This is a genomic window from Microbacterium sp., assembly GCF_047607225.1.
Classification (GTDB): domain Bacteria; phylum Actinomycetota; class Actinomycetes; order Actinomycetales; family Microbacteriaceae; genus Microbacterium.
In genome coordinates this window covers 90,825-116,997 of the sequence record NZ_JASGDO010000044.1, presented here as the reverse complement: position 1 = coordinate 116,997, position 26,173 = coordinate 90,825, and the positions used below count along the sequence as shown (strand labels likewise).

Annotated in this window: 24 protein-coding genes and 2 tRNA genes; 17 read left to right on the top strand and 9 right to left on the bottom strand. The window is 67.3% G+C overall.

Annotated features, from left to right (window positions below):
* Positions 1-21: 21 nt before the first annotated feature.
* Positions 22-504: a Dps family protein gene (locus QM591_RS08600; protein WP_415131577.1), complete on the bottom strand. Its 483-nt coding sequence runs from the start codon at positions 502-504 to the stop codon at positions 22-24.
* A 151-nt stretch (positions 505-655) separates the two neighbouring features.
* Between QM591_RS08600 and QM591_RS08595 the strand changes: the two genes are divergently transcribed.
* The 3 genes from QM591_RS08595 to QM591_RS08585 all read left to right on the top strand — a co-directional run bounded on the left by QM591_RS08595 (position 656) and on the right by QM591_RS08585 (position 2,812).
* The gene (locus QM591_RS08595; protein ID WP_415131575.1) at positions 656-1,192 is read left to right on the top strand and encodes a gamma carbonic anhydrase family protein; all 537 of its coding nucleotides are present in this window, start codon (positions 656-658) and stop codon (positions 1,190-1,192) included.
* A 313-nt stretch (positions 1,193-1,505) separates the two neighbouring features.
* Complete coding sequence (locus QM591_RS08590) at positions 1,506-1,823, top strand: helix-turn-helix domain-containing protein (RefSeq protein ID WP_415131573.1); 318 nt, start codon at positions 1,506-1,508, stop codon at positions 1,821-1,823.
* 29 nt (positions 1,824-1,852) lie between these two features.
* On the top strand, positions 1,853-2,812 hold the full coding sequence (locus tag QM591_RS08585) for an arsenic resistance protein (protein ID WP_415131763.1): 960 nt from the start codon (positions 1,853-1,855) through the stop codon (positions 2,810-2,812).
* 30 nt (positions 2,813-2,842) lie between these two features.
* Here the strand turns inward: QM591_RS08585 and QM591_RS08580 are convergent, their stop codons facing one another.
* The gene (locus QM591_RS08580; protein WP_415131571.1) at positions 2,843-3,238 is read right to left on the bottom strand and encodes a hypothetical protein; all 396 of its coding nucleotides are present in this window, start codon (positions 3,236-3,238) and stop codon (positions 2,843-2,845) included.
* Positions 3,239-3,309: 71 nt separating this feature from the next.
* Between QM591_RS08580 and QM591_RS08575 the strand changes: the two genes are divergently transcribed.
* Positions 3,310-3,969, top strand: coding sequence for a hypothetical protein (locus QM591_RS08575; RefSeq protein ID WP_415131569.1), 660 nt, complete (start codon positions 3,310-3,312; stop codon positions 3,967-3,969).
* 79 nt (positions 3,970-4,048) lie between these two features.
* Here QM591_RS08575 and QM591_RS08570 read toward each other — a convergent pair whose 3' ends face one another.
* On the bottom strand, positions 4,049-4,504 hold the full coding sequence (locus QM591_RS08570; protein WP_415131567.1) for a tyrosine-type recombinase/integrase: 456 nt from the start codon (positions 4,502-4,504) through the stop codon (positions 4,049-4,051).
* 136 nt (positions 4,505-4,640) lie between these two features.
* Positions 4,641-4,714 (bottom strand) — tRNA-Gly (locus tag QM591_RS08565).
* Between the two features lie 91 nt (positions 4,715-4,805).
* Here QM591_RS08565 and QM591_RS08560 point away from each other — a divergent pair.
* The 6 genes from QM591_RS08560 (at position 4,806) to QM591_RS08535 (ending at position 9,976) form a co-directional block, all read left to right on the top strand.
* Positions 4,806-4,882, top strand: a tRNA-Pro gene (locus tag QM591_RS08560).
* A 72-nt stretch (positions 4,883-4,954) separates the two neighbouring features.
* Entirely contained in the window at positions 4,955-6,430 is a 1,476-nt protein-coding gene (gene tig / locus QM591_RS08555; protein ID WP_415131565.1) for a trigger factor, read from the top strand.
* A gap of 189 nt (positions 6,431-6,619) precedes the next feature.
* Complete coding sequence (locus QM591_RS08550) at positions 6,620-7,204, top strand: ATP-dependent Clp protease proteolytic subunit (RefSeq protein ID WP_415131563.1); 585 nt, start codon at positions 6,620-6,622, stop codon at positions 7,202-7,204.
* Between the two features lie 18 nt (positions 7,205-7,222).
* The gene (locus QM591_RS08545; protein ID WP_415131561.1) at positions 7,223-7,888 is read left to right on the top strand and encodes an ATP-dependent Clp protease proteolytic subunit; all 666 of its coding nucleotides are present in this window, start codon (positions 7,223-7,225) and stop codon (positions 7,886-7,888) included.
* A 194-nt stretch (positions 7,889-8,082) separates the two neighbouring features.
* Positions 8,083-9,351: an ATP-dependent Clp protease ATP-binding subunit ClpX gene (clpX, locus tag QM591_RS08540; protein WP_415131559.1), complete on the top strand. Its 1,269-nt coding sequence runs from the start codon at positions 8,083-8,085 to the stop codon at positions 9,349-9,351.
* Positions 9,352-9,415: 64 nt separating this feature from the next.
* Positions 9,416-9,976: a dihydrofolate reductase family protein gene (locus tag QM591_RS08535; protein WP_415131557.1), complete on the top strand. Its 561-nt coding sequence runs from the start codon at positions 9,416-9,418 to the stop codon at positions 9,974-9,976.
* A 7-nt stretch (positions 9,977-9,983) separates the two neighbouring features.
* Here QM591_RS08535 and QM591_RS08530 read toward each other — a convergent pair whose 3' ends face one another.
* Complete coding sequence (locus QM591_RS08530) at positions 9,984-12,059, bottom strand: M3 family metallopeptidase (protein ID WP_415131555.1); 2,076 nt, start codon at positions 12,057-12,059, stop codon at positions 9,984-9,986.
* A gap of 84 nt (positions 12,060-12,143) precedes the next feature.
* On the opposite strand from QM591_RS08530, the gene QM591_RS08525 reads away from it, so the two are divergent.
* Both QM591_RS08525 and QM591_RS08520 read left to right on the top strand, forming a co-directional pair.
* Complete coding sequence (locus QM591_RS08525; RefSeq protein ID WP_415131553.1) at positions 12,144-12,740, top strand: helix-turn-helix domain-containing protein; 597 nt, start codon at positions 12,144-12,146, stop codon at positions 12,738-12,740.
* A 1-nt stretch (position 12,741) separates the two neighbouring features.
* Entirely contained in the window at positions 12,742-14,109 is a 1,368-nt protein-coding gene (locus QM591_RS08520; RefSeq protein ID WP_415131551.1) for an MFS transporter, read from the top strand.
* Here QM591_RS08520 and QM591_RS08515 read toward each other — a convergent pair.
* Together QM591_RS08515 and valS are read right to left on the bottom strand one after the other, a co-directional pair.
* On the bottom strand, positions 14,059-14,307 hold the full coding sequence (locus tag QM591_RS08515) for a hypothetical protein (protein WP_415131549.1): 249 nt from the start codon (positions 14,305-14,307) through the stop codon (positions 14,059-14,061). The genes QM591_RS08520 and QM591_RS08515 overlap by 51 nt on opposite strands.
* A 1-nt stretch (position 14,308) precedes the next feature.
* The gene (gene valS / locus QM591_RS08510; RefSeq protein WP_415131547.1) at positions 14,309-16,879 is read right to left on the bottom strand and encodes a valine--tRNA ligase; all 2,571 of its coding nucleotides are present in this window, start codon (positions 16,877-16,879) and stop codon (positions 14,309-14,311) included.
* A gap of 120 nt (positions 16,880-16,999) precedes the next feature.
* On the opposite strand from valS, the gene QM591_RS08505 reads away from it, so the two are divergent.
* The gene (locus tag QM591_RS08505) at positions 17,000-18,928 is read left to right on the top strand and encodes a glycosyltransferase (RefSeq protein WP_415131545.1); all 1,929 of its coding nucleotides are present in this window, start codon (positions 17,000-17,002) and stop codon (positions 18,926-18,928) included.
* A gap of 15 nt (positions 18,929-18,943) precedes the next feature.
* On the opposite strand, the gene QM591_RS08500 is transcribed toward QM591_RS08505, so the two are convergent.
* Positions 18,944-19,603: a pentapeptide repeat-containing protein gene (locus QM591_RS08500; protein WP_415131543.1), complete on the bottom strand. Its 660-nt coding sequence runs from the start codon at positions 19,601-19,603 to the stop codon at positions 18,944-18,946.
* 227 nt (positions 19,604-19,830) lie between these two features.
* On the opposite strand from QM591_RS08500, the gene ileS reads away from it, so the two are divergent.
* From ileS to ndk, 4 genes are read left to right on the top strand one after another with little or no spacing between them, the layout of a single operon-like run.
* On the top strand, positions 19,831-23,253 hold the full coding sequence (gene ileS / locus QM591_RS08495) for an isoleucine--tRNA ligase (protein WP_415131541.1): 3,423 nt from the start codon (positions 19,831-19,833) through the stop codon (positions 23,251-23,253).
* Entirely contained in the window at positions 23,250-24,602 is a 1,353-nt protein-coding gene (locus tag QM591_RS08490; protein WP_415131539.1) for a bifunctional folylpolyglutamate synthase/dihydrofolate synthase, read from the top strand. The genes ileS and QM591_RS08490 overlap by 4 nt, the downstream gene beginning before the upstream one ends.
* Positions 24,599-25,000, top strand: a complete 402-nt coding sequence (locus QM591_RS08485; protein WP_415131537.1) for a DUF4233 domain-containing protein — start codon at positions 24,599-24,601, stop codon at positions 24,998-25,000. Before QM591_RS08490 ends, QM591_RS08485 begins: the two co-directional genes overlap by 4 nt.
* 1 nt (position 25,001) lies before the next feature.
* The gene (ndk, locus tag QM591_RS08480; RefSeq protein ID WP_415131535.1) at positions 25,002-25,415 is read left to right on the top strand and encodes a nucleoside-diphosphate kinase; all 414 of its coding nucleotides are present in this window, start codon (positions 25,002-25,004) and stop codon (positions 25,413-25,415) included.
* 22 nt (positions 25,416-25,437) lie between these two features.
* Here the strand turns inward: ndk and QM591_RS08475 are convergent, their stop codons facing one another.
* The gene (locus tag QM591_RS08475; protein ID WP_415131533.1) at positions 25,438-26,055 is read right to left on the bottom strand and encodes a vitamin K epoxide reductase family protein; all 618 of its coding nucleotides are present in this window, start codon (positions 26,053-26,055) and stop codon (positions 25,438-25,440) included.
* Between the last annotated feature and the right edge of the window lie 118 nt (positions 26,056-26,173).

Genomic DNA, 26,173 nt, shown 5'->3' with positions numbered 1-26,173 from the left:
TCCCGGGGCCTTCGTCGTGTCTTACTCCGCGACGTGCGCGAAGAGGAACCAGCGGTCCTTGTCGAGACCGGCCTTGATCGCGATGGCGACGTCCTGGCTCGTGAGATCCGTCTCGTCGAGGCCCTCGATGGCGGCCTGCACGTCTGCGATGACCGCGTCCATGTCGGCGATGACAGCCTTGATCTCGTCCTGCCACTGGGCGAAGCCGGCCGGAACCGCCGTGGCCGTCTTCTCGGCGACAGCCGACACGCGCGCGTCGATCGGAAGCCCGAGCGCGACGATCCGCTCGGCGGCGAGATCCGCGAAGCCCTGGGCGTTGGCGACGAGCGTGTCGAGGAGCTCGTGGATGGCGATGAAGTTCGCGCCACGCACGTTCCAGTGCGCCTGCTTGCCGTTGACGGCGAGGGCCTGGAGCCCCAGCACGACGGGGGTCAACAGCTGAGCGGTGCTCGCGGCGGCCTCCGAGTCGGTGATGGTCGCGGGAATGGTCTGCGTCTTGGTCATCTCTCACCCTCCGTATCGGCAGGGATACGCCCTGCACTAGAGGAAACGCTACTCGGCGCCAGGCATTCCGCAACCAAGAGAAGGCTCGTCTTACCCCGTGTTTCCGCGCCCGTCGTGACGTGGCGGAGTACGCGCTGTGTAGCCTCGGGGCATGACGATCGCCGACGACGCCTCGATCCTCGCCCTTGCCGACAGCGCTCCCGTCCTCCATCCGTCTGCCTTCGTGGCCGCCGGCTCGAGACTGATCGGTGCTGTCACCCTCCACGAGGGCAGCAGCGTCTGGTACAACGCCGTGCTGCGTGGCGACAGCGCATCGATCACGGTGGGCGCGGGCAGCAATCTGCAGGACAACGTCGCGGTGCATGTCGATGCGGGCTCGCCGGTCGTCATCGGCGAGAACGTCTCGGTCGGGCACAACGCCGTCGTGCACGGGTGCTCGATCGGCGACGGCTCGCTCATCGGCATGGGGAGCGTGATCCTCTCGGGCGCCCGCATCGGTCGCGGGTGCCTCGTGGCCGGGGGAGCGGTCGTCCTCGAAGGTTCAGAGATTCCGGACGGCTCACTCGTGGCCGGAGTGCCTGCGAAGGTGCGCCGTTCGTTGACCGATGAGGAGCGCGACGCGCTGCTGCGCAACGCCGACGTCTACCGCGCCCACTCCGCGACGCATGCCGCAGCGCGCCCGGTGTAGCCCCGCGGACGCGCGACCGCGTGCAGAGGGAGAGTGTGTGGAGGGGATGACGGGAATCGAACCCGCACCATCAGTTTGGAAGACTGAGGAATCACCCTGCTTCCGTGGCCCCGACCCGAGCTATTTCATGAATTAGCGGGCGTCTGCCGACTTGACGCCTACCGTTACGTGGCCAATAGAAGGCGCGCTATTGGCCACGAATTGGCCACGGCGGCGTTCAATCCGCCTCAGACGACCTCGACCGGCAGCATCGGGTTGTCGGCGCGCGCTGGATCACGGCCACACTGTCACTGCGCCGACTACGCTGGCCGTCGTGACCCCTGAGACGCTCGCCGCAATCGACCGGGTGGAGGCGTCGGGCGTGATCGCTGAGGCGGTCGCTGCGATTCGTCTCGATCCGACCTACTGTGTCGAGATCGCCGACGATGCGGCCCGATTGAAGCGGCCCACGGTCATGAGTGCCGATGATGTGCAGCGCTTCCACGAGCTACGGAGCGAGGGCATGACGATGCGACGCATCGCCGCAAGGTTCGGCATCGCCGAATCAACGCTGCATGCCCGGCTGCGGGCGCTCGCCGCGAATCAGACGAGCGCCGTCCTAGGAGGCGATGAAATCTCGGCGACACAGTGACTCCATAGGCTGATCGGGTGATCGCATGGATGGAACGTTGGCAGATTCTGCTCTACCTCGGTGCGCTTGCAGTCGGGGCGGCGGTCGGTCTGGCGTTTCCGAGTGCGGCGCACGGATTCGAGCTAGCGATCAATCCCGTCCTCATCGTTCTTCTCTACGCGACGTTCCTCGCGGTGCCGTTCCCGGAGATCGGCAAGGCGCTGAAAGACGCTCGGTTCCTCGGGGCCGTGCTTGTGCTCAACTTCGTTCTCGTGCCCGTGGTCGTGTGGGTACTGAGTCGCTTTGTCGCGGGGGAACAAGCGTTGCTGGTCGGCGTCTTCCTCGTTCTCCTGACGCCATGCATTGACTACGTGATCGTGTTCTCACGGCTCGCTGGCGGCGCGTCGAGTCGCCTCCTCGCCGCGGCCCCGTTGCTCATGCTCCTACAGCTCGCGCTCCTGCCGGTCTACTTGCTCGTGTTCGTCGGTCCCGAGCTGGTCGAGATCATCGACGTTGCCCCATTCATTGACGCATTCCTCGTGCTCATCGTGCTTCCCCTCACGCTCGCGATCCTGACTCAGCTCTTGGCCCGACGGTTTGCACTCGCGCGCGCCGTCGAGCGGGCGATGGAAACGGCCATGGTGCCCGTCATGATGCTGACGCTCGCCGTCGTCGTCGCCTCACAGATCGAGGCCGTGAGGTCAGAGTTCGGCCTCCTCGTGGCCGTGATCCCGCTCTACGTCGCATTCCTCATCGTCATGCCGTTCATCGGCTGGGGCACAGCCCGGCTGTTCCGGCAGGACGTGCCGAGCGCGCGGGCACTCATCTTCTCGGGGGCGACGCGCAACTCGCTTGTCGTGCTCCCACTCGCGCTGGCGCTCCCTGAGAGCCTCGCGCTCGCCGCCGTCGTCGTCGTAACTCAGACGCTGGTCGAGTTGGTGGGAATGGTCGTCTACGTGCGCGCGATCCCGCTCCTTGTGCGCGGACGCGGCGCGACCGTCACGGCGTGATCTCGGAGACGAGCGTCTTACTGGAGGCGCTCAGTCGTCTCCGCGATCCAAGAATGACGGTCTCTGCACGGGCCTGCGAGTGTACTCAAACCTTGACGCCCCAGTCTCAGGGTCGGTGACTACCTGGAGGTCGTCCACCTGGAACGCCTCAATATAGGGGTTCACGCCGCCCATGACTTGCTGTCCCCAGCTGTGTCGCTCAGCCCGACCATAGGCCGTTTCTGGCTTTCGAGGATTCACGGGCGTGAGAAATCGCGTCCGGTCGTCGGCGTCACGCCAGATGAACGCTTGCACGAATGCATCCACGACGGCGAGCACCTTATCCACGGACGTGCGCGGGGGTAGAACGGCCAGAGGTTGTTCTGCATCGACGCCCGCGTAGACATCAGAGTGCGCGAGCGGGTTCGCACTGTCGAGCACGATCACCCACGCCTTACGCTTGCGTCCCCGCTTCGGTGTCATGGCCAGATGATCGCACAACTGCGATGCTCAATGACGTGCACCTACTTGCCGTCGTCACCCAGCCGCCGCCCGCGCCCCTGATCTCCGACACGGTGGGCGTCGCTCTAGTGACCGGTCTCGTCAGCATTCTGACGGCGGTTCTCACGGTCTGGCTGACGAATCGGCACGCTAGGAGAGAGTCCAAGGCCGTTCGCGACAGCAACGCAACGGAGGCTGCGGCGATTCGCGCCCACACCGAGCGGGAGTCAGAGATCGAGCGGCGAGAGCATCGACGGTCTGAGGTCCGGCGACTCGTCGCCGAGTTCGTCAACGCGGCGGACGACTGGACGGGGGCGCACGACACGATGGTGCCGGTCTACTACACGAGCGCCGGGGATCAGAGCTTCTGGCTGGAGTGGCCCGACACCGATTCGGGCAGGAAGATGCGTGAGGACGCCCTGCGGTTCACGCGAGCATCGGGAGAGCTTCGGCTAATCGTTCAGGATCAACCCTTGCGTGACCGACTCAAAGAGGCGCTGGACTCCATCAATGACGGCGGGCCGATGGCGGCATTGTTGAAGGAAGGCAAGGAGACGCGAGGGAAGATCCCCGAACAAAGCGTCATGCGGGATGCGTTCGCTCACTATCGGGACGTGCGAGCGCGTATCCAGGCCGTCGAGGATCGCGGGGCGGAACTCTTGCGGGGCGATCTGTGAGCGCAGTCGAGCACTAAATCAGATGAGCGCTGCGGCCACTGTGTAGGCGCTGCTGCGCTCCAGCCGCCCGCGCGCCCGGTCATAGCGGGCGCGTCGTGCGGGGGTCAGCGTGCCCCATGCTGTCCTGCAAGTCGTGGAGGGTCGCGCCCGCGTCGAGGGCGAGCGTTGCGTGCGTGTGGCGGAGCGAGTGCGGCGACACCCTGCCGTCGATGCCAGCCGCGAGGGCGAGGCGCTGCACGGTTCGGAACGCCTCGGATGCGGCCCAGCGCTTGCCGGTCGCCGTCGTGAACAGGGGCGCGTCAGCGGCGGACGCTCCCGAGATCATGATCTCGGTTCCCTCAGCGGTGGACGTTCCCAGGTAGTCGCCGCGGGCCACGTCGATGATGATCTCGTTGAGCTGCCTGAGTGCAGCCGTCTCGGACATCTTTCCGATCACCTTGGACTTGCGACTGCCGTCCGGCATCTTCCACTTCAACCGCCAGCCGTCCTTGTACGGACTGATGCTGACTGAACCGTTCCCTCGTTGCTTCGCCATGTTGGCCTCCCGATTGTTATACGGGGAGGCGTGGCCTGCGACCAGGGTGACCCTATTGGCCACGGCCGGGTCACGCCTCCTTGGGAGGCAGATGACCGCTGAGCCAAGAGACCAGTCGGGAGTATGGAACTTGGTGTGGAGGGGATGACGGGAATCGAACCCGCACCATCAGTTTGGAAGACTGAGGCTCTACCATTGAGCTACATCCCCGGAGCCGTGCGAACGGCAACTCGAACAGTGTACAGGGCTTCGTCGGCTAGACTCGACACGGCCGTGTGAACGCACGAGATCGTCGGCGCCCCGGGGCGTAGCTCAGCTTGGTAGAGCGCCCGCTTTGGGAGCGGGAGGCCGCAGGTTCAAATCCTGTCGCCCCGACCACGGCCCACAGACCCAGAGACCACCAGCGGCTGCGCCCGTGTGCGCGGCCGGACACGAGGAGAACGAACAGGCATGGTCACCAGCACCGTAGAGAAGCTCAGCCCGACGCGGGTGAAGCTGCACATCACGGTCACCCCCGACGAGCTCAAGCCGAGCATCGCTCACGCCTACGAGCACATTGCTCAGGACGTGCAGATCCCCGGCTTCCGCAAGGGCAAGGTTCCCGCCCCGATCATCGACCAGCGCGTCGGTCGCGGTGCCGTCATCGAGCACGCGGTGAGTGAAGGACTCGACGGCTTCTACCGCGAGGCCGTCAACGCCAACGAGGTGCGCATCGTGGGCCGCCCGTCCGCCGAGATCATCGAGTGGCCGAGCGACAAGGACTTCTCGGGTGACCTCAAGGTCGAGGTCGAGGTGGACGTCCGCCCCGAGTTCGAGCTTCCCTCGTTCGACGACATCACCGTCGAGGTCGACGCCGTCGAGACCGATGACGCCGCCGTCGAAGCCGAGCTCGACCGTCTGCGCGGCCGCTTCGGCACGCTCGTGACGGTGGACCGTCCGGCCTCGAAGGGCGACTTCGTCGAGCTCGACCTCGTTGCCACGATCGACGGCACGGAGATCGACCGCGCTCAGGGTGTGTCCTACGAGGTCGGCTCCGGTGAGCTCCTCGAGGGCATCGACGAGGCCGTCGAGTCGCTCACCGCAGGTGAGGAGACGACGTTCCGCTCCACGCTCGTGGGCGGCGACCACGCCGGCGAAGAGGCCGAGGTGGCCGTGACCGTCACGTCGGTCAAGGAGCGCGAGCTCGCCGACGCCGACGACGACTTCGCTCAGATCGCGAGCGAGTTCGACACGATCGCGGAGCTGCGCGAGAGCATCGCCACGCGCCTTTCCGAGCAGTCGGTGTACGTCCAGGGTGCCGCCGCGCGCGACAAGCTCGTCGACGCTCTCATCGAGAAGGTCGACATCCCGGTTCCGGCTCAGCTCGTCGAGGACGAGGTGCACCAGCACCTCGAGGGCGAGGGTCGCTTGGAAGACGACGAGCACCGTGCCGAGGTCACTGAGGCCAGCCAGAAGCAGTTCCGTACCCAGATGATCCTCGACAAGCTCGCCGAGTCCAGCAACGTTCAGGTGTCGCAGGACGAGCTGACGCAGTACCTCATCCAGTCCGCGGCGCAGTACGGCATGGCTCCCCAGGAGTTCGTCGACGCCTTGCAGCAGAACGGCCAGCTGCCGCTCATGGTCGGCGAGGTCGCCCGCAACAAGGCGCTCGCGATCGCGCTCGGCAAGGTCAAGGTCGTGGACACGAACGGGAAGGCCGTCGACCTCACCGGCTTCATCGCGGTCGAGGACGAGGAGTCGTCCGAGGGCGAGGAGGCTCAGGTCGCCGACGCTGCCGAGGTCGCCGAGGAGAAGCCTGCGAAGAAGCCTGCAGCCAAGAAGGCTCCCGCCAAGAAGGCGCCCGCCAAGTCAGACGACGCCGACGCTGCTCCTGCGAAGAAGGCGCCCGCGAAGAAGTCGGCCGCGAAGAAGGCCGACAGCGAGTAAGTCCGCGTGATCGATCGGTGGGGTCGGGTGCTTCGGCGCCCGACCCCACCGTCATCTCCGGCCGCGGCGCCCACCCGCGCCGCGGAGCCGTCGCGAGGCGGCACTATGCCGACGGCGAACACGGGCGGGTCACCCCGGACGCGCCGATAGATTCGATGACGAACGGACCACCCGGAATCAGGAGCATTCATGGCTGAACCACTTCTCGCGACCAGCGTCTTCGACAGGCTGCTGAAGGATCGCATCATCTGGCTCGGGTCGGAGGTGCGTGACGAGAACGCGAACGAGATCTGCGCCAAGATCCTCCTCCTCGCCGCCGAAGACAGCGAGAAGGACATCTACCTGTACATCAACTCTCCCGGTGGCTCGATCACCGCCGGAATGGCGATCTACGACACGATGCAGTTCGTGCCGAACGACATCGTCACCGTGGGCATCGGTATGGCCGCCTCGATGGGGCAGTTGCTCCTGACGGCGGGCACGAAGGGCAAGCGATACATCACGCCCAACGCGCGCGTGCTGCTGCACCAGCCGCACGGCGGTTTCGGCGGAACCGCGAGCGACATCCAGACGCAGGCCCAGCTCATCCTCGACATGAAGAAGCGTCTCGCAGAGATCACGGCCGCCCAGACGGGCAAGAGCGTCGAGCAGATCAACGCCGACGGCGACCGCGACCGCTGGTTCAGCGCCGAGGAGGCACTGGAATACGGCTTCGTCGACCACATCCGCGAATCGGCGACCGACGTGGTCGGCGGCGGCGGCACCGAGAACTGAGACCGGAGGAACCACAGAATGAACACCCCCACCTTCGGCCTGCCGCAGGGCATGCAGATGCCGTCCAGCCGCTACATCCTTCCTCAGTTCGAGGAGCGCACCGCGTACGGCTACAAGCGTCAGGACCCCTACAACAAGCTGTTCGAGGATCGCGTCATCTTCCTCGGCGTGCAGGTCGATGACGCGTCGGCCGACGACGTCATGGCCCAGCTGCTGGTGCTGGAGTCGCAGGATCCCGACCGCGACATCATCATGTACATCAACTCGCCCGGCGGCTCGTTCACGGCGATGACGGCGATCTACGACACCATGCAGTACGTCTCGCCGGAGATCCAGACCGTCGTGCTCGGCCAGGCGGCCTCCGCCGCGTCGGTTCTGCTGGCCGCCGGCGCTCCCGGCAAGCGCCTCGCGCTTCCCAACGCCCGCATCCTCATGCACCAGCCCGCCGTCGGCGAGGCCGGTCACGGCCAGGCATCGGACATCGAGATCCAGGCGGCTGAGATCCTGCGGATGCGCACGTGGCTCGAGGAGACCATGGCGCGTCACACGAAGAAGACGCAGGCCGAGGTCAACAAGGACATCGACCGCGACAAGATCCTCTCGGCGGCCGAGGCGCTCGAGTACGGCATCGTCGACCAGGTGCTCACCTCTCGCAAGCGCACGCCCGCGGCGATCACGGCGTAACGCGCACAGCGCACGAAGGGCCCCGACACGTCGTTGGGGCCCTTCGTCGTGCCACCGAGCGAGCCCCGGGTGACAGACCCGTCTCAATCCGCCTTCATGTCTCTGCCAGAGGTTAGGCTCGAACAGGTTCTGGGAATTGCCTGGATGATAAGCACCGCGACTCGGGCGGCCGGTCGGGGCACAGGAGGTTGATCATGGCACGAATCGGTGAGAGCGCCGATCTGTTCAAATGCTCCTTCTGCGGCAAGAGTCAGAAGCAGGTCCAGCAGCTCATCGCCGGACCCGGCGTCTACATCTGTGACGAATGCGTCGAGCTGTGCAACGAGATCATCGAAGAGCGCATGGCGGAATCGACCGACGGCGCCGTCGCCGAGTTCGACCTCCCCAAGCCGCGTGAGATCTTCTCGTTCCTGGAGGAGTACGTCGTCGGCCAGGATCCCGCCAAGCGTGCCCTCGCCGTCGCCGTCTACAACCACTACAAGCGCGTGCGCGCCCACGGGACCCTCCAGCCCGCAGAGCAGCGCGCCGACGAGGTCGAGATCGCCAAGAGCAACATCCTGTTGCTCGGTCCCACGGGCTGCGGAAAGACCTACCTTGCACAGACGCTCGCGAAGCGCCTCAATGTGCCGTTCGCCGTCGCCGACGCCACGGCGCTCACCGAAGCCGGGTACGTCGGAGAAGACGTCGAGAACATCCTGCTGAAGCTCCTGCAGGCTGCCGACTTCGATGTGAAGCGCGCGGAGACGGGCATCATCTACATCGACGAGGTCGACAAGATCGCCCGAAAGGCGGAGAACCCCTCGATCACGCGCGACGTCTCCGGCGAAGGTGTCCAGCAAGCGCTCCTGAAGATCCTCGAAGGAACGGTCGCCTCCGTGCCGCCGCAGGGCGGACGCAAGCACCCGCACCAGGAGTTCATCCAGATCGACACGACGAACGTGCTCTTCATCGTCGCCGGCGCCTTCGCCGGGCTGGAGGAGATCATCTCCTCGCGGGTGGGCAAGCACGGGGTGGGGTTCGGAGCCCCACTGCATGAGAAGGACAAGGACCTCGACCTGTTCAGCGAGGTGCAGCCCGAAGACCTCCACAAGTTCGGACTCATCCCCGAGTTCATCGGTCGCCTCCCGGTCGTCACGTCGGTGTCGCCGCTCGATCAGAAGGCACTCATCGAGATCCTCACGGGCCCCAAGAACGCCTTCGTGAAGCAGTATCAGCGCATGTTCGAGCTCGACGGTGTGCAGTTGGAGTTCGAAGACGACGCCCTCCGCGCCATCGCCGATCTTGCCGTGGCTCGAAAGACGGGCGCCCGCGGTCTGCGGGCCATTCTGGAGGACGTCTTGGGGCCGATCATGTTCGAGATCCCGTCCACCGAAGACGTCGACAAGGTCATCGTCACTCGCGCAGCAGTGAACGAGGGCGCTCCGCCGACACTCGTGCTGCGCCAGAAGCGCAAGAGCGCCTGACCCCCGTTTCCTGATTAGAACTCGCCCGTGGAGCGATGTCGGACGTGCTTCCTAGGGTGAGGGGATGGCTCGCGTCCTCTTCGATACCGCTTCGTCGCTCAACGGCTGGATCGCCGACGAGCACAACTCCCTCCAATGGCTCTTCGACGTCGACGGCGGAACGGAGCCGGATGCGTCGCTGCTGCCGCAGAACGCGAGCGTGCTGGTCGAAGGGTCCACGACCTACGAATGGCTCCTCCGGGAGTCCGACCTGTTGACGCACCCCGACCGCTGGCTGGAGTTTCACGGAGAGCGGCCGACGTTCGTCTTCACTCGCCGTTCCCTGCCTGTCCCCGAGGGCGCCGACGTGCGGTTCGTCTCGGGCGATGTCGGGGAGGCCATGCCCGCGATCCGCGACGCGGCGGGAGAGGGCGACATCTGGGTGGTTGGCGGGGGCGACCTGGCGGGTCAGTTTCTCGATGCCGGAGAGCTCGACGAGATCGCCGTGTCGTTCGCGCCCGTGCTGTTGACCGGTGGCGCTCCGCTGCTCCCGCGACGCGTCGAGGCCTCCTCCCTGCGGCTCGTGTCCGCGACCGCAGCGGGCCAGTTCGCGCGCGTGGTGTACCGCGTGGAGAGGTCGGGCTGACGCGCGGTCAGGCGTCGAGCGTTGCGTCCAACCCGCGGCGGGCCAACAGGGGTTCGATGCGCGCGTCACGACCGCGGAAGTCCCGGTAGGCCTCCAGCGGATCTTTGGCGCCGCCGACCCCGAGCAGCCGACGCCGGAACCGTTCCCCGTTCGCGCGGCTGAGACCGCCGTTCTCACGGAACCAGTCGACCGTGTCGGCGTCGAGCACCTCGCTCCAGATGTAGGAGTAGTAGCCCGCGCTGTAGCCACCCGAGAAGACGTGGGCGAAGTAGGTCGACGAGTACCGAGTCGGCACCGCCGGATTGTCGAGGCCGATCTCCGCGAGCGCCCGGGCTTCGAACTCCGCGACGTCGATGCCCTCCGCAGCGGAGGCGACATCGAGCGAGTGCCACGCCTGGTCGATCCACGAGGCCGCGAGGTACTCACTCGTCGCGAATCCCTGATTGAAGCGTTCGGAGGCGTGCAACCCGGCGACCACCTCGTCGCTCAGCGGTTCGCCGGTGTCGACGTGCGTCGCATACGCCGCAAGGATCTCGGGCCACAGGATCCACATCTCGTTCACCTGGCTGGGGAACTCCACGAAGTCACGCCGGACGTTCGTCCCGGCGAAGTGGGGGTAGGTCACCGTAGCGAACAGCCCGTGCAGCGCATGCCCGAACTCGTGGAACAGCGTCGTGACCTCGTCGAGCGTCAAGAGCGTCGGCTCACCCACCGCGGGCTGGGGAACGTTGAGGTTGTTGACGACGATGGGGGAGGTGCCCTCCAACCGTGACTGAGTGACGATGGAGTTCATCCACGCCCCGCCGCGTTTGGTGTCGCGCGTGTAGAGATCCAGGAGGTAGAGGCCGAGCCCCGTGCCGTCCTCCTCGATCACCTCGAACACGCGCACGTCGGGGTGGTATCCCGGGATGTCGGGGCGCTCCGTGAACGTCACGCCGTACAGCGCCGTCGCGGCGCGGAAGACGCCGTCGACGAGCACACGCTCTGCCTCGAACCACGGACGGAGAGCCGTCTGGTCGAGGTCGAATCGAGCGGCGCGAACGCGTTCGGTGTAGAACGCCCAGTCATGGGGCTCCAGCGGGAACGGCGCGTCGCTCGCGTCGATGATCTCCTGCAGCGCACGCTGCTCCTCGCGCGCGTTCGCGGCGGCGGGGAGCGCGAGGCGTCGCAGCATCTCGTGTACGGCGCCGGGAGTGCCCGCCGTCTCATCGCTCGTCACGTACGCGGCGTGGCTGTCGAATCCCAGCAGGGCGGCGCGTTCGGCGCGCAGACGCACGATCTCACGAAGCACGTCGCGGTTGTCGTTGGCATTGCCGCGGGATCCTCGCGATCGAGACGCCGTCATGATGCGCTCGCGGCTCGTCCGCCGGGTGAGGGTGGACAGGTACGGGTGCCCCGTGAAGAGCGTCAGCGTGACCACGTACTTACCCTCGAGTCCTCGCTCCGTCGCGGCACGGGCAGCCGCGGAGAGCTCTCCCGTGGTCAGCCCGTCCAGTTCGCCGGCCTCGTCGAAGACGACCGCGAGCTCGTTGGTGTCGGCCAGCAGGTTCTTCTCGAAAGTCGTGGTCAGCACCGACAGCCGCTGATTGAGCGTGGTGAGGCGGGCCTTCTGCTCCTCGTCCAACCCGGCGCCCGCGTGCGACATCTCCCGGAAGTGGCGTTCCACGAGGTACCGGGACTCGTCGTCGAGCTCCAGGCTCTCGAGCTGGTCATGAAGGGTGCGGATGCGCCAGAAGAGGGAGGGGTCGAGCTGGATGGCGTCGTGGTGCGCCGCCATCAGCGGGGCCAGGGCCTCATCGATGGCCTGGATCTCCGGCGTGGCGTCGGCGGACGACACCGTGTAGAACGTCCGCGCGATGCGGCTGAGCAGTGCACCCGAGCGTTCCAGCGGAACCATCGTGTTCTCGAAAGTAGGCATCGATCGCACCCGCGTGATCGCCTCGATCTCTCGCCGATGTTCGGCGAACGCGTGCTCGAAGGCCGGCAGGAAGTGCTCGGGACGGATGGTGCGGTAGTCCGGCAGGCCGAACGGCAGCGCGGAGGTGAGGGAAAGCAGGGGGTTGGACAAGGAGGCATCCGTCATGTCTCCAGCCTAGGCGGGGCGACTCTGTCGCCGTCGACAAAGATCTCTTTGCAAAATACTACTTGCAAAGGTATCTTTGCATTCATGACGGAACCCGCCGAGATCCCCAGTCCCGAGCGCGTGCTCGACGCCGGCGCCCTGCGGGCGCTCGCACATCCCTTGCGCGTACGGATGTACGACATCCTGTCCCAGTTCGGTCCGCAGACGGCCAGCTCGCTCGCACAGTTGACGGGGGAGTCGTCGGGGGCGACGAGCTACCACCTGCGGGCGCTCGCCAAGCACGACCTCATCCGTGAGGTCACGGGCCGAGGATCCTCGCGCGAGCGGTGGTGGGAGCGGCCGAAGGGCTCGGTCTCCTTCACCAACCCCGCAGTCATGAAGACCCCCTCCGGTCGAGCGGCGACCCAGGTCATCATGAGCGAGTTCCTCAACCGCCGCCATCAGCAGCTCCTGCGGTACGTCGGCGACAGCATCAAGACCCCGGAAGACCTCTACGACGCCGCGGCGGTGATCTCCAGCACGACGATCCGCGTGACCGAAGAGCAGGCGCGCGAACTCGCTGAGACGCTCATGGCGGTGCTCAACGATGCCAGCGACCGCTACCGCGATCAGGAAGGCGAGGGTGTCGTTCCCTTCTCCCTCCGCGTCGACCTCTTTCCCCTCCCTCCCGAGAGCAACTGACATGCGCGATTCATCCACCACCGGCCGCCTGCCCCTGGGCGGCGACTTTCGAAAGCTCTGGACCGCAGCCGCGTTCAGCAACCTCGCCGATGGCCTGGGACGCACCGCCGTTCCCCTGGCCGCCACCACCCTCACTCGGGATCCGCTGCTGATCTCGGTGATCGGCGCTCTGGCGTTCCTTCCGTGGCTCGTCTTCGGACTCCCCGCCGGAATGATCGTCGACCGTTACGACCGGCGCGTCATCATGGCCATCGCCAACGCCCTCCGTGGTGGTGTGGCAGTGTGGCTCGCCGTCCTCGCGGTCACCGGTCAGCTCTCGTTGTGGGCGCTGTTCGTCGCGACCGTCGTCTTCGGACTGGGCGAGACGCTGTTCGACAACGCCACGAACGCAGTGATCCCCGGTGTCGTGCGGCGCGAGCAGCTCGACCGAGCCAACGGCTGGATGCAGGCCGCCCAGGTGACGATCGACAGCTTCATCGCGACACCGATCGCCGGAGTCCTCTTCGCCGCTGCGTTGGCACTACCTCTCTGGGTGGGCGGCGCCGGCTACGTGATCCCGATCGCCCTCGCGCTCTTCCTGCCTCTCTCGGCGGCACGCCCGTTGCGCGATCGACCGGGGCCGGCCGCGCGCGATGATGGGGATCTGGCGGCGGGGGTCGTCGTGGAACCGCTGACGGGTGTGCTCGCCCCCACGCCGATCACGACGCGCGAAGCCTTGCGCTACCTGTGGCGCCACCGGTATCTGCGCGCGATGGTCGTGTTCACGTCCGTGATCGGTTCCTCGCTGGCGTTCGCGCAGGCCGTGCTCATCCTCTTCTTCCTCGACACCCTTGACGTTCCGCTCGTGGCCGTCGGCTTCGTCACGGCGGGCATCGGAGCCGGCGCCCTCGTCGGGTCTCTCGTGGCCGCCCGCCTCGTCAGTCGTTTCGGACGGGGTCCGGTGATGGCGGTCGCCATGATCACGACCGGCGTCACCCTGGTGCTGACCGGTCTCGCCCCGACGGCGTGGATTGCCGTGGCCGTGTTCGCGGTCTCGGCCGCGGCAGTCTCGGTGTGGAATGTGCCGTGGGGGAGCCTTCGGCAGCAGATCGTCCCTCAGGAGATCTTCGGGCGCGTTCTCGGTGTCATCCGAACCGTGACCTGGGGCCTGTTTCCCGTCGCCACGCTCCTCGGAGGCATGGTGGGCCGCGTCGACCTGCGACTTCCCTTCTGGATCGGCGGAGCGGTCGTGGTCGTGGTGTCGCTCCTCGCCCTCCCGCTCGTCGTCGGCGGCACCCGTCGAGCGGGCGCGGAGGCGGACTCGGCCTCCGGCGACGCGTCAGGCGAAGTCGTCGTCGACGTCGTGCCGCACGACGACCTCGCCCGATGAGGTGAGCTCGACGAGCACTCCGGTGTCGAGCTCGGCGACGGGTCGGTTCTCCAAGAAGGTCAGCGTCCAGGACGGCCGCGGCTGACCGAGGAGGTCCCGGGCGATCGCCGTGTCGACCGCCGCGATCTGAGCGCGAAGCTCGCTCGGCACGGCCGCAGGAACCGGATCACCGCTGAGCCAGCGCGTTCCCAGTCGCATGTCAGCCCTCCGCCGGGGCCAGGACGACACCGCTCACGGCGAGCTCCTCGGCGCTCTGATACGAGACCTCGGTGATGCGGCCAACGGCCTTCAGATCGCCTTCGGCGGCCCGCAGAGCGGCGAGCACCTCATCCGGCCCGGCCAGGGTGATCGTGTCGACGGGCGTCTTCTGCGAGGCCTTGGCCTCGGTCTTGGCGCGCCGCACTCCGATGAGCGCTTCCCCGACGATCCGCAGGACCGCAGGGTCCCCCTCGATCTCGAGCGGGACCGGCCACGCGGCGGTGTGGATCGATCCGTCTTCGAACCAGGACCACGCCTCCTCCGCGGCGAAGGACAGGACCGGTGCGAGCAGGCGAAGGAGAGTCGAGAGAGCGAGTCGCAGGGCCAGCGCCGCGGAGGGTTGCCCCGCATCCGTCTGGTCATAGGCGCGCTCCTTGACGAGCTCGAGGTAGTCGTCGCAGAACGTCCAGAAGAAGGCCTCGGTAAGTTCGAGCGCACGCGCGTGGTCGAACTCCTCGTACGCGCGGGTCGCGTCGCGAACGACCCGGTCGAGCGTGGCGAGCATCGATGCATCGAGGTCGTGCGTGATGCGCGCCCCTTCGGGCACGGGGAAGGAGAGGACGAACTTTGCGGCGTTGAGCACCTTGATCGCCAGCCGGCGGCCGATCTTCACCTGAGTGGGGTTCTGCGGATCGAACGCCGCGTCCGCCCCCAGCCTGCTCGACGCCGCCCAGTAGCGCACCGCGTCGGTGCCGTGCGAGGAGAGGATGTCAGCCGGTGTGACGACGTTCCCCTTCGACTTCGACATCTTCTTGCGGTCGGGGTCGACGATGAAACCGGAGATCGCGGCGTCGGACCACGGCGCACGTCCGTCTTCCAGGGCCGAGCGGACCATGGTCGAGAACAGCCAGGTGCGGATGATGTCCTGGCCCTGGGGGCGCACGTCGAACGGCGCCACGAGCGACCAGAGCTCGTCGTCGCGCTGCCAGCCTCCCGCGAGCTGCGGGGTCAGGGACGACGTCGCCCAGGTGTCGAAGATGTCCCTCTCGGCATCGAATCCGCCCGGGACACCGCGCTGCGACTCGTCGTAGCCTGCAGGTGCGTCGATCGTGGGGTCGACAGGCAGCTGGCCGAGATCGGGCGTGATCACCCGTGTGTAGTCGCGCTCCCCGTTCTCGTCCAGGCCGTACCACACGGGGATCGGCACGCCGAAGAACCGCTGCCGTGAGACGAGCCAGTCACCCGTCAGCCCGTTGGTCCAGTTCTCGTAGCGCACGCGCATGAAATCCGGGTGCCAGCCCATTTCACGGCCGAGCTCGATGAGTCGCGCGCGGAAGTCGGCGTCACGGGCGCCGTTGCGCAGATACCACTGCCTCGTCGAGACGATCTCCAGCGGGCGGTCGCCCTTCTCATAGAACTTCACGGGGTGCGCGAACGGCGCCGACACCTGGAGGAGCTCGCCCGATTCCTCGAGCAGTTCGACCATGCGCTTCTTGGCACTGAACACGGTCTTGCCCGCCAGTTCGGCGTAGGCGGCTCTGCCCTTCTCCGAGACGATCACCTCGGGAGCATCGGGGAGCACGCGCCCGTCCTTGCCGAGGATCGTGCGGTTGGGGAGGTCGAGTTCGCGCCACCAGATGATGTCGGTGACATCGCCGAACGTGCAGATCATCGCGATCCCCGATCCCTTGTCCTTCTGCGCCAAGGGATGGGCGAGGACGGGCACCTCGACGTCGAACACGGGCGTGCGCACCGTCGTGCCGAAGACGGGCTGATAGCGTTCGTCGTCGGGGTTGGCGACCAGCGCGACGCACGCGGCGAGCAGCTCGGGTCGCGTGGTCTCGATGTGGATGTGGCCGGAGCCGTCGGTCTTGTGGAAGGCGATGCGGTGATACGCGGCCTGCTGTTCGCGATCTTCGAGCTCCGCCTGAGCGATGGCCGAGCGGAAGTCGATGTCCCACAGGGTGGGTGCGAGCGCCTGATAGGCCTCGCCCCGTTCCAGGTTGCGGAGGAACGCCAGCTGGCTGGTGCGGATCGTGTCGTCGGAGATGGTCCGGTAGGTCTGGGTCCAATCGACCGAGAGACCGAGCTGGCGGAAGAGGTCTTCGAACAGCTTCTCGTCCTGGAGGGTCAGCTCTTCACACAGCTCGATGAAGTTCCGGCGGCTGATCGGCACCTGGTCTGCCGGCTTGAGGCTCTTGGCGTCTCCGGCGAAGGGCGGCGTGAAGTCGGCGTCGTAGGGGAGGGACGGATCGCAGCGGACCCCGTAGTAGTTCTGAACCCGGCGTTCGGTCGGTAGGCCGTTGTCGTCCCACCCCATCGGATAGAAGACCGTCTTGCCGCGCATCCGCTCGAAGCGGACCTTCACGTCGGTGTGGGTGTAACTGAAGACGTGACCGATGTGCAGCGAGCCCGACGCGGTCGGCGGCGGGGTGTCGACCGAGAACACGCCGGAGCGACCCACGGCCTTGGCGGCTTCGCGGTCGAAGAGATAGGTGCCCTGTGTGGACCACTCGGCATCCCACTTCTGCTCGAGGCCTTCCAGCGCGGGCTTGTCGGGAATCTGCGGCATGGGTCTCTCCTCGAACGGTATGTGCGGCACTGTGTCAGCGTGCCTGAATGTGGGTTTCCGATCGATTCTAGCCGCCGTGCCGCGGACGCTGATCGGTGCCTGGCCCGATAGCCTGGCGCGGTGCCCAAGGTCACCGTCGTCGTCCCGACCTACCGTTCCAGCCACCATCTCGACGAGCTCGTCGCGAGTGTGGACCGTCAGACCATGCCGCAGGAGGACATCGAGGTCCTGCTGATCGACGATGGTTCACCCGACGACACCGCGAAGCGGCTCCGGGCTTTCGCGGCGACCCGCCCGAACTATCGGGTGTTCGAGCTGCCCCCGTCTGGATGGCCCTCGCGGCCGCGTAATCACGGCATCGATGAGGCACGCGGCGAGTTCATCGCGTTCATCGATCATGACGACCGCCTCTATCCGGACGCTCTGCGCGCGGCCTACGACTTGGCGACACGCACGGGCGCGGACGTCGTGGACGGCAAGGAGTCCAAGAGCAACACGCCGGGGTGGGCGATGCGCGACGTCGATCACGACGTGGAGAACGCGATCGACTGGACGGATACCCACCCGCTCCTGCCGATGAACCCACATAAGTTCTTCCGCACTCAGTTCTTGCGGGACAAGGACGTGCGTTTCCCGGAGGGTGGTCGCCAGATCTGGGAGGACATCGCTTTCGACATCGCGGCGCACGCCCGAGCGGAGGTCGTCTCCCTGATGGTGGAGACCCCGTACTACCTGTGGAACCGCACACCGACCGCGACGACCAGCGCGTCCTTCCACGACGACCTGGGCGAGTACCTCGACGCTGTATCCCGGGTCTTCACCTGGATCGAAAACGACCTCCGACAGCCGCGCTTCGCCGAGCTGTACCCGCGGTTCCTCGCCTATCAACTCCACATGCGGGTGCTGACGCTCTTCAGCGGCTCGCCGCGGAGCGACGCGGACCAGGAGCGGATCCGCGCGTTCGTGACGGACTTGCTCCCACGGGTCAGCCGCGATGCCGACGTGCATCTCGACCCCTGGCGGCGCATCAAAGTGGCACTTCTGCGTGCCGGCCGCTTCGATCTGGTGCCGATCCACGAGGCGACGATGCCGCGCCTACGGGTGGCGCCGACCGTTCGCGAACCGATCTGGACGCGCGAGGGAATGGACTTCTCCGTCGAGGTCGAGTGGCGGTCGGAGACGCAGACGGGCAGTGCCGTGCGTTATCGCGACGGTCGCGTCGTCCTCGAGCTGGCCCCCGAGATCTCCGACTTCGCGACGGCGGCGGGACTGAGCGACGATGTGACCGATCTCCTCCCGGAGACCGGATGGTCGCTGGAGCGTCGCTCTCGTTCGCAGAAGGTCGATTGGGCGTGGGCGCGAGGCACCGCACCCTCCATCACGGGCGGCATCGATCCGCTGATGACCGACACGATCCGCGTGCAGTGGCGGATGTCCGAGGACGGACGACTGCATGACTCGGTCTGGGATGCGCACCTGCGTTCCACGTTCATGCGCACACGCGTGGTGCGGCCGGTCAAGGCGGCGTTCTCGGATCATCGTTGGGCGGTCGTCGCCGGTCGTCTCGCGGTCGCCTACCGAAGTCAGGCCGGCAACCTCGCCATCGACGTCGGTGAGCAGGTCATGACGGCGGTCGATGAGGCTCCGCAGCCGCCGCGCGCCGTTCCCGGCTCGCATGGCCACGGCTTCGTCCTCGCACTTCCTCACGTGGAGGTGCACGGCGACGTGGACATCGCGGGCCGCCTCGTGACGCGCTCGGGGCGGGTGGTGGGCTCGTGCCGTGCGACGGTCGGCCCCTCGGGGCTGGAGATCCGCGGAGATGCGCCGACGCGAAAGCCGTTCTCCATCCAGCTGGGGGGAGTGCCGTCTCGCACGCTCTACTCGATCGACCGCCGCGGCCGCGTGCGCACCGGAACCGCCGAACCTCCCCGGTGGATCACGCGTGTGCGCACGGCGAGACCGGCGTGGCTGCGTGCCGTCTGGGATCGCCTTCCGTCGCGTGTCCGGCGCGCGATCCTTCGACGTGGGATGTTCGGGATCGGACGCTGACAGCACCCGCGCGGCTCAGTCGAGAACCCGTATGCCGAGCGTGGCCGCGAGGGCGACGGCGTGGGCGCGGGCCTGCTCCACGTCCAGGGCGACACCACGAAGCGCGGCGTAGTCCGTGAACGCCAACGCCTCCAGGCCCCGGAGATCGACGTCGGATGTGCGCATGCCGCGACAGTCGACCTCGTCGGCCACGCAGGCCTCGAAAGCGACACGCTGCAGCTGTGCTTCGGGAAGATCGAGTGTGCCGATCCGGCAGTCGATGAGACGGAGGTCGGTGACCGTGGCCGAGGCCAGCGAGAGGTAGTCGATCCTCAGCCCGCGCAGCACGACGCCGGTCAGTTCCGCGCGCACCAGGTCGAGCGCGCCGAGGCGTCCACCGATCACCTCGACGTCGCGCCACCGGGCCTCACGGGCGACCACCTCGGTGATCCGGGGCTCACGCCACACGACGTCGGTGAGCACGGAACCACGAAGATCGAGGCGAGCGAGCATCGACTCGGCCCATTCGCATTCCACGATCCGCGCGTGCGCGGCGTCGACCTCGCCCGTCAGGCCATTGATCCGGGCCCCCGAGATGTCGGCGTGTCGTCCGATGTCATCCACAGGCTCCAAGACGCTCGGAAGATCGGGAACGACGGTGCGCGGGGGAGCGGGGGCGGAAGAGCGTGCTGCCATCCTGCGACCCTATCCGCCGCGTATGATGGTCGGATCAGCTGTGAACCGGCCATCACCGGGGAGCTCTCGGAAGAACGCCACCCCGGTGGTCACTAGAACCGAGCGGGTCAGGCCCGTGACAGCCGCGGTGAGAGAGGCCCACCGATGTGGGCAACGCGGGGTGGTACCGCGGCCCGTCACACCCACGGGTCGTCCTCGCAGGAAGCGACGCAACCTGCTGGAGTGACATGACCTACCCACGACGTCCGTCGGCCGACACAGCCACGACCGGTGCCGCCTTCGGGCCGGCTGCCGTCGTCCCCACCCCCCGCTTCCCGGACATCGAGGCCGAGATCCTCGATTTCTGGCGCAAAGACGACACGTTCCGCGCCTCGATCGCTCGCCGCGAGGGCGCTCCGGAGTGGGTGTTCTACGACGGGCCACCGTTCGCGAACGGCCTGCCCCACTACGGCCATCTGCTCACCGGCTATGCGAAGGACCTCTTCCCGCGCTTCCAGACGATGCGGGGCAAGAAGGTCGACCGCGTCTTCGGGTGGGACACGCACGGGCTCCCCGCCGAACTCGAGGCGATGAAGCAGCTCGGGATCACCGAGAAGAGTCAGATCGAGGAGATGGGGATCGCGGCATTCAACGCGAAGGCGAAGTCCTCCGTTCTCGAGTACACCCGCGAGTGGGAGGACTACGTCACCCGCCAGGCCCGCTGGGTCGACTTCGAACGGGGATACAAGACCCTCGACACGGGCTACATGGAGTCGGTGCTGTGGGCCTTTGCGCAGCTGTGGGACAAGGGGATGGCCTACGAGGGCCACCGCGTCTTGCCGTACTGCTGGCGCGACGAGACTCCGCTGTCCAATCACGAACTGCGCATGGACGACGACGTCTACAAGATGCGTCAGGATCCCTCCGTCACCGTGACCTTCCCTCTCGTCGGCGCGAAGGCGGAGAGCCTCGGTCTCACGGGCGTCCGTGCCCTGGCGTGGACGACCACCCCGTGGACGCTGCCGACGAACTTCGCCGTTGCGGTCGGCCCGGACATCGCCTACGTGGTCGTACCCGGCGGGCCGGCCGGCGCCGCCGACGTGCACGAGGACCGCGCCGAGGGCGCCTCCCATCGCTACCTGCTGGCGGAAGAGCTGCTCGGCGGCTATGCGAAGGACCTCGGTTACGGGTCGGCGGAGGAGGCTCACGCCGCCGTCGAGCGGACACTCCGCGGGGAAGAGCTCGCCGACGTCCAGTACGACAGGCTCTTCGACTATTACGCCGACACCGAGACGTGGGGCACGCAGAACGCGTGGCGAGTGCTCGTGGACGACTACGTCACCACGAGCGACGGCACCGGCATCGTGCATCAGGCCCCCGCGTACGGCGAGGATGACCAGCGCGTCACCGAGGCCGCGGGCATCCCGCTCATCATGAGCCTCGACGACGGGGGGCGTTTCCTTCCGCAGGTCACCGACGTTGCCGGACAGCTCTGGATGGAGGCCAACCGTCCGCTCATCCGGCTGTTGCGCGCGGAAGGGCGCCTCCTCCGCGAGGCGAGCTACGAGCACTCGTACCCGCACTGCTGGCGCTGCCGCAACCCTCTCATCTACAAGGCGGTGTCGAGCTGGTTCGTGCGGGTGACCGCGATCAAGGACCGCCTCGTCGAGCTCAACGAGCAGATCACCTGGGCGCCCGAGAACGTCAAGCACGGACAGTTCGGGAAGTGGCTCGAGGGAGCGCGCGACTGGTCGATCAGCCGCAACCGGTATTGGGGATCGCCCATCCCGGTGTGGAAGAGCGACGACCCGGCCTACCCCCGGGTGGATGTGTACGGCTCTCTTGCCGACCTCGAGCGGGACTTCGGACGACTGCCGACCAACGAGGCGGGCGAGGTCGACCTCCACCGTCCCTACATCGACGGTCTGACCCGCCCGAACCCGGACGACCCGACGGGGCGGAGCACCATGCGCCGGATCGAGGACGTCTTCGACGTGTGGTTCGACTCGGGCTCCATGCCCTACGCGCAGGTCCACTATCCGTTCGAGAACCGCGAGTGGTTCGACTCGCACGCTCCCGCGGATTTCATCGTCGAGTACATCGGCCAGACCCGCGGCTGGTTCTACGTCATGCACGTCCTGTCGGGTGCGCTGTTCGACCGACCCGCCTTCGCGGGTGTGGCCTGTCACGGCATCGTTCTCGGCAGCGATGGCCAGAAGATGTCGAAGTCCCTGCGCAACTATCCGGACGTCAGCGAGGTGTTCGACCGCGACGGATCCGACGCGATGCGGTGGTTCTTGATGAGCTCCTCCGTGCTGAGGGGCGGAAACCTCGTGGTCACCGAGGAGGGGATCCGCGCGGGCGTCCGAGAGTTCCTGTTGCCGTTGTGGAACGCGTGGTACTTCTTCGCCACCTACGCGAACGCGGCCGGCGGCCCCGAGGGAGACGGCTACACGGCCCGATGGCGCACCGACTCGACCCATGTGCTCGACCGGTACATCCTCGCGCTCACGGGCGATCTCGTGCGGGACGTCGCGGGACACCTCGAGGCGCTCGACTCGACGATGGCGGCCGCCACGCTGAGGGAGTTCGGCGAAGCCCTCACCAACTGGTTCATCCGGCGTTCGCGAGACCGCTTCTGGGTGGGGGTCGACGATTCCGACGCGGCCTCGACAGAGGCGTTCGACACGCTGTACACGGTCCTCGAGACCGTGACGCGCGTCGCTGCGCCTCTCATCCCGCTGGTGGCGGAGAAGGTCTGGCAGGGCCTCACCGGAGAACGCAGTGTGCACCTGGCCGATTGGCCGGATCCCGACGCCTTCCCTGCGGCGGAGGACATCCGCACCGCGATGGACGCCGTCCGCGAGGTCTCCTCGGTCGCCAACGGGCTCCGCAAGAAGGAAGGCAAGCGCGTGCGTCTGCCGCTGTCCTCGCTGACGGTCGCGGTGCGCAGCGCCGACGCGCTGGCGCAGTTCGAGGACATCCTCCGAGACGAGCTCAACGTCAAGGAGGTGAGGCTGGTCGAGCTGGTGGACGGCCTCGGCGAGAGCTACGGCATCAGCCAGCGCCTCGCCGTGAACGCGCGCGCCGCCGGGCCCCGTCTGGGCAAGCAGGTCCAGCACGTGATCGCCGGGGCACGCGCCGGAATCTGGACGGTCGAGGACGGCACGGTCGTCGTCGACGGCGTTGCTCTGGAAGAGGGCGAGTACGAGCTGACCCTCGAGGCGGGCGGCGTCCAGGAGGGTACGGCGATCGCGCTCCTGGAAGGAAGCGCCGAGCGCCCGGGCGGTTTCGTGCTGCTCGACACCGTCACGACGCCGGAACTGGAAGCGGAAGGGCTCGCCCGCGATGTGATCCGTGGCGTGCAGGACTCGCGCAAGGCGGCCGGCTTCGATGTGAGCGACCGCATCCGACTGCAGCTGCTGTTCACTGACCAGACGGACGCCCGGGCCGTCGCCGATGCGTTCGAGGCCGCGCAGGTCGCTGCCGAGACCCTCGCGATCGACTATGCCGTCGTCGGTCCCGACGGTGACGTGCTGATCGGCGACGGCTCCGTGCTGGCCTCGGGAATGACCGTGGATGCCGACCACGTCGTGACGGTCGCCGCGGGCGACTTCGCGAACGCCGGGGAGTTCACCATCGCCGTGACGAAGATCGGAGGGCCGGCATGAACGACAAGGATCGTGCCGATGCGGTCTACACCGCATTGCTCACGCGCCAGGGGGAGCGCTGGGTGCAGCCTCGGGTCGATCGCACGCGCCGCGTGCTCGAGCTGCTCGACGATCCGCAGCGGACGTATCGGGTCGTCCATGTGACGGGCACCAACGGGAAGACCTCGACGAGCCGGATCATCGAGAGCATCGTGCGGGCCCACGGCCTGCGTACCGGCCTGTTCACGAGTCCGCATCTCGAACGGTTCACCGAACGCATCATGGTCGACGGCGAGCCTGCCGACGACGCGGCGGTCGCGGACGCCTGGGAGGAGATCGGGCCGTTCGTCGACCTCGTGGATGCAGAGCTCGCCGCTGCCGGTGATGCACCGCTCACCTACTTCGAGCTGCTCACGGTGCTCGCATTCGTCGTCTTCGCCGACGCTCCCGTCGACGTCGCCGTGATCGAGGTGGGCATGGGCGGCGCATGGGACTCGACGAACACGGCCGACGGAGACGTAGCCGTCATCGCCCCCATCGACATCGACCACGCGGACCGTCTGGGAGAGACCGTTCGGGAGATCGCGACCGTGAAGGCGGGAATCATCAAGCCCGGGGCCGCCGTCGTCTCCGCCGTCCAGCAGCCCGACGCGCGCTCGGTCATCGACGAGGCAAGTCGCGCGGCCGGGGGGACACTCGCGGTGGAAGGCGAGGCCTTCGGCCTGGAGGCGCAGCACCTCGCCGTCGGCGGGCAGCAGCTGTCCGTGCGCGGGCGCGCGGCGGTGTATGACGAGCTCTATCTCCCTCTCTACGGCGCGCATCAGGGGCGCAACGCCGCCCTCGCCATCGCCGCCGTGGAGTCGTTGATCGGTGACGGCACGCAGCCCATCGCGTCCGAGGTCCTCACCGAGGGTCTCGCCCAGGTGACCTCGCCCGGACGGCTCCAGCTTCTGGGGGTGGCTCCGACCGTCCTCGTCGACGCCGCGCACAACCCGCACGGGGCCCGGTCGCTCGTGGCCGCCCTCAGCGAGTCGTTCGACTTCGACGAGTGGGGCGTCGTGCTGGGGATCCTCGGGGACAAGGACGCGGCCGGGATCGTGACGACGCTGGCCCCTGCCGCGGCGCGGGTCTTCGCGACCGCTCCCGACTCGGACCGCGCCGCCGATCCCGACGCCCTTGCGGACATCGTCGAGGCCACGGGGGTTCCCGTCACCGTGCATCCCGCGCTGGCGGATGCGGCCGACGCGGCCCGGGAGTGGGCCGCGGCGTCAGACCGACGCGCCGTCGTCATCGCCGGAAGCGTCGTGCTGGCCGGCGAGGCCCTCCAGCTCGCCGCCGACGAGGACTGGAAGGACGGGTGGCGCGGATGACGACCGCCGAATCACCTCGTCCGCGGCGCCCGCGCGGGGCTCGCGAGTCACTGGCCTCCGTGGTCCTCGGCTTCGAATCGGTGATCGTTTTCCTCGGAGGGCTCGTCGTGTTCGGCCTGGGCGTCCTCCCCGCGGGGATCCCTGACTGGTGGGGGATCGTGGCCGGCTCGGTGCTCGCCGTCGTGATGATCCTCGCCGGCCGCTGGGTGCGCCACTCCTGGGGGATCGTGGTCGGCTGGGGATTGCAGCTCATCGTCGCGCTCGGGGCGATCCTGGTGCCGGCCCTCGGGATCGTCGCGCTGGTTTTCGGTGGCCTGTACGCGTATGCGACGATCAAGGGCGGCGAACTCGATCGCCGCAATGCGCGACGCGCCGCAGACGTGACGAACGGAGACTGACATGCCCACCGAAGAGACCCTCGTCCTCATCAAGCCCGACGGCGTCGCACGGGGACTCACGGGCGCGATCCTCGCCCGTATCGAGGCGAAGGGCTACGCCCTGGTCGACATCAAGCTCGTCGAACCCGACCGCGACACCCTCGAGAAGCACTACGCCGAGCACGCCGGCAAGCCGTTCTACGAGCCCCTTCTCGAGTTCATGCTCTCTGGCCCCTCGGTCGCGATCCGTCTGGCCGGCAACCGCGTGATCGAAGGGTTCCGGTCACTGGCCGGCACCACCGACCCGACGACCGCGGCTCCCGGAACGATCCGTGGCGACTTCGGGCGAGACTGGGGCGCGAAGGTTCAGCAGAACCTCGTCCACGGCAGCGACAGCGTGGAGTCCGCGTCCCGAGAGCTCGCGATCTGGTTCTGAGGAGCCGATTCCGCAGCCGCGTCTACAGGCCGAAGAGCTTGGAGACCTCGGCGATCCAATTGAGACGCGCCTGGGCGATGGCCGCGACCACGATGTAGCTCAGGATCGCCAACAGGGGCGTCCATCCCATCAGGGTGGACGCTCCTGCGCGTGCGCGCGCACCGATCGGAACCACGCCGGAACGGACCAGGTGAATCGTCACGGCGTAGAACGTCGGAATCGTGACGATCCAGGTGACCATGCACCACGGGCAGAGCGTCCCCAGCACGAAAACGCTCTGACTGATCAGCCAGAGGACGAATCCGAAGGCGAACGCCATGCCCGCCCAGAACGCGAGCCAGAACCAGCGGGCGAATCGGGCGCCCGCGAGGATCGCCGCCCCCACGACGATCGGCGCGATCCACCCCGCCAGACCGAGCAGCGGGTTGGGGAACCCGAAGACCGCGCCTTGCGACGAGGTGAGGTTCGCTCCGCACTGCACGAGCAGGCTGAAGTCGCACGATGCTGAGGAGCCCGGATTCTCCAGCAGATGGAACTTCTCGAGGGTGAGGGCGAAGGCAGCGATCCAGCCGATCGCGCCCGCGATGATCAGCCAAACGGCGAGTCCGCGAGGGTGGCGGTGGGAGGGGGCCGTGGTCATCCGCTCAGTATTCCACCCGGTGTCGATGACCCCGCTGTGACGCCCGCGGGTGGCGCGCCGCACATCGCTCGATCGCGGATTCGGTTCGGATGGTGCGATAATGGCTGTCGACGCTCGT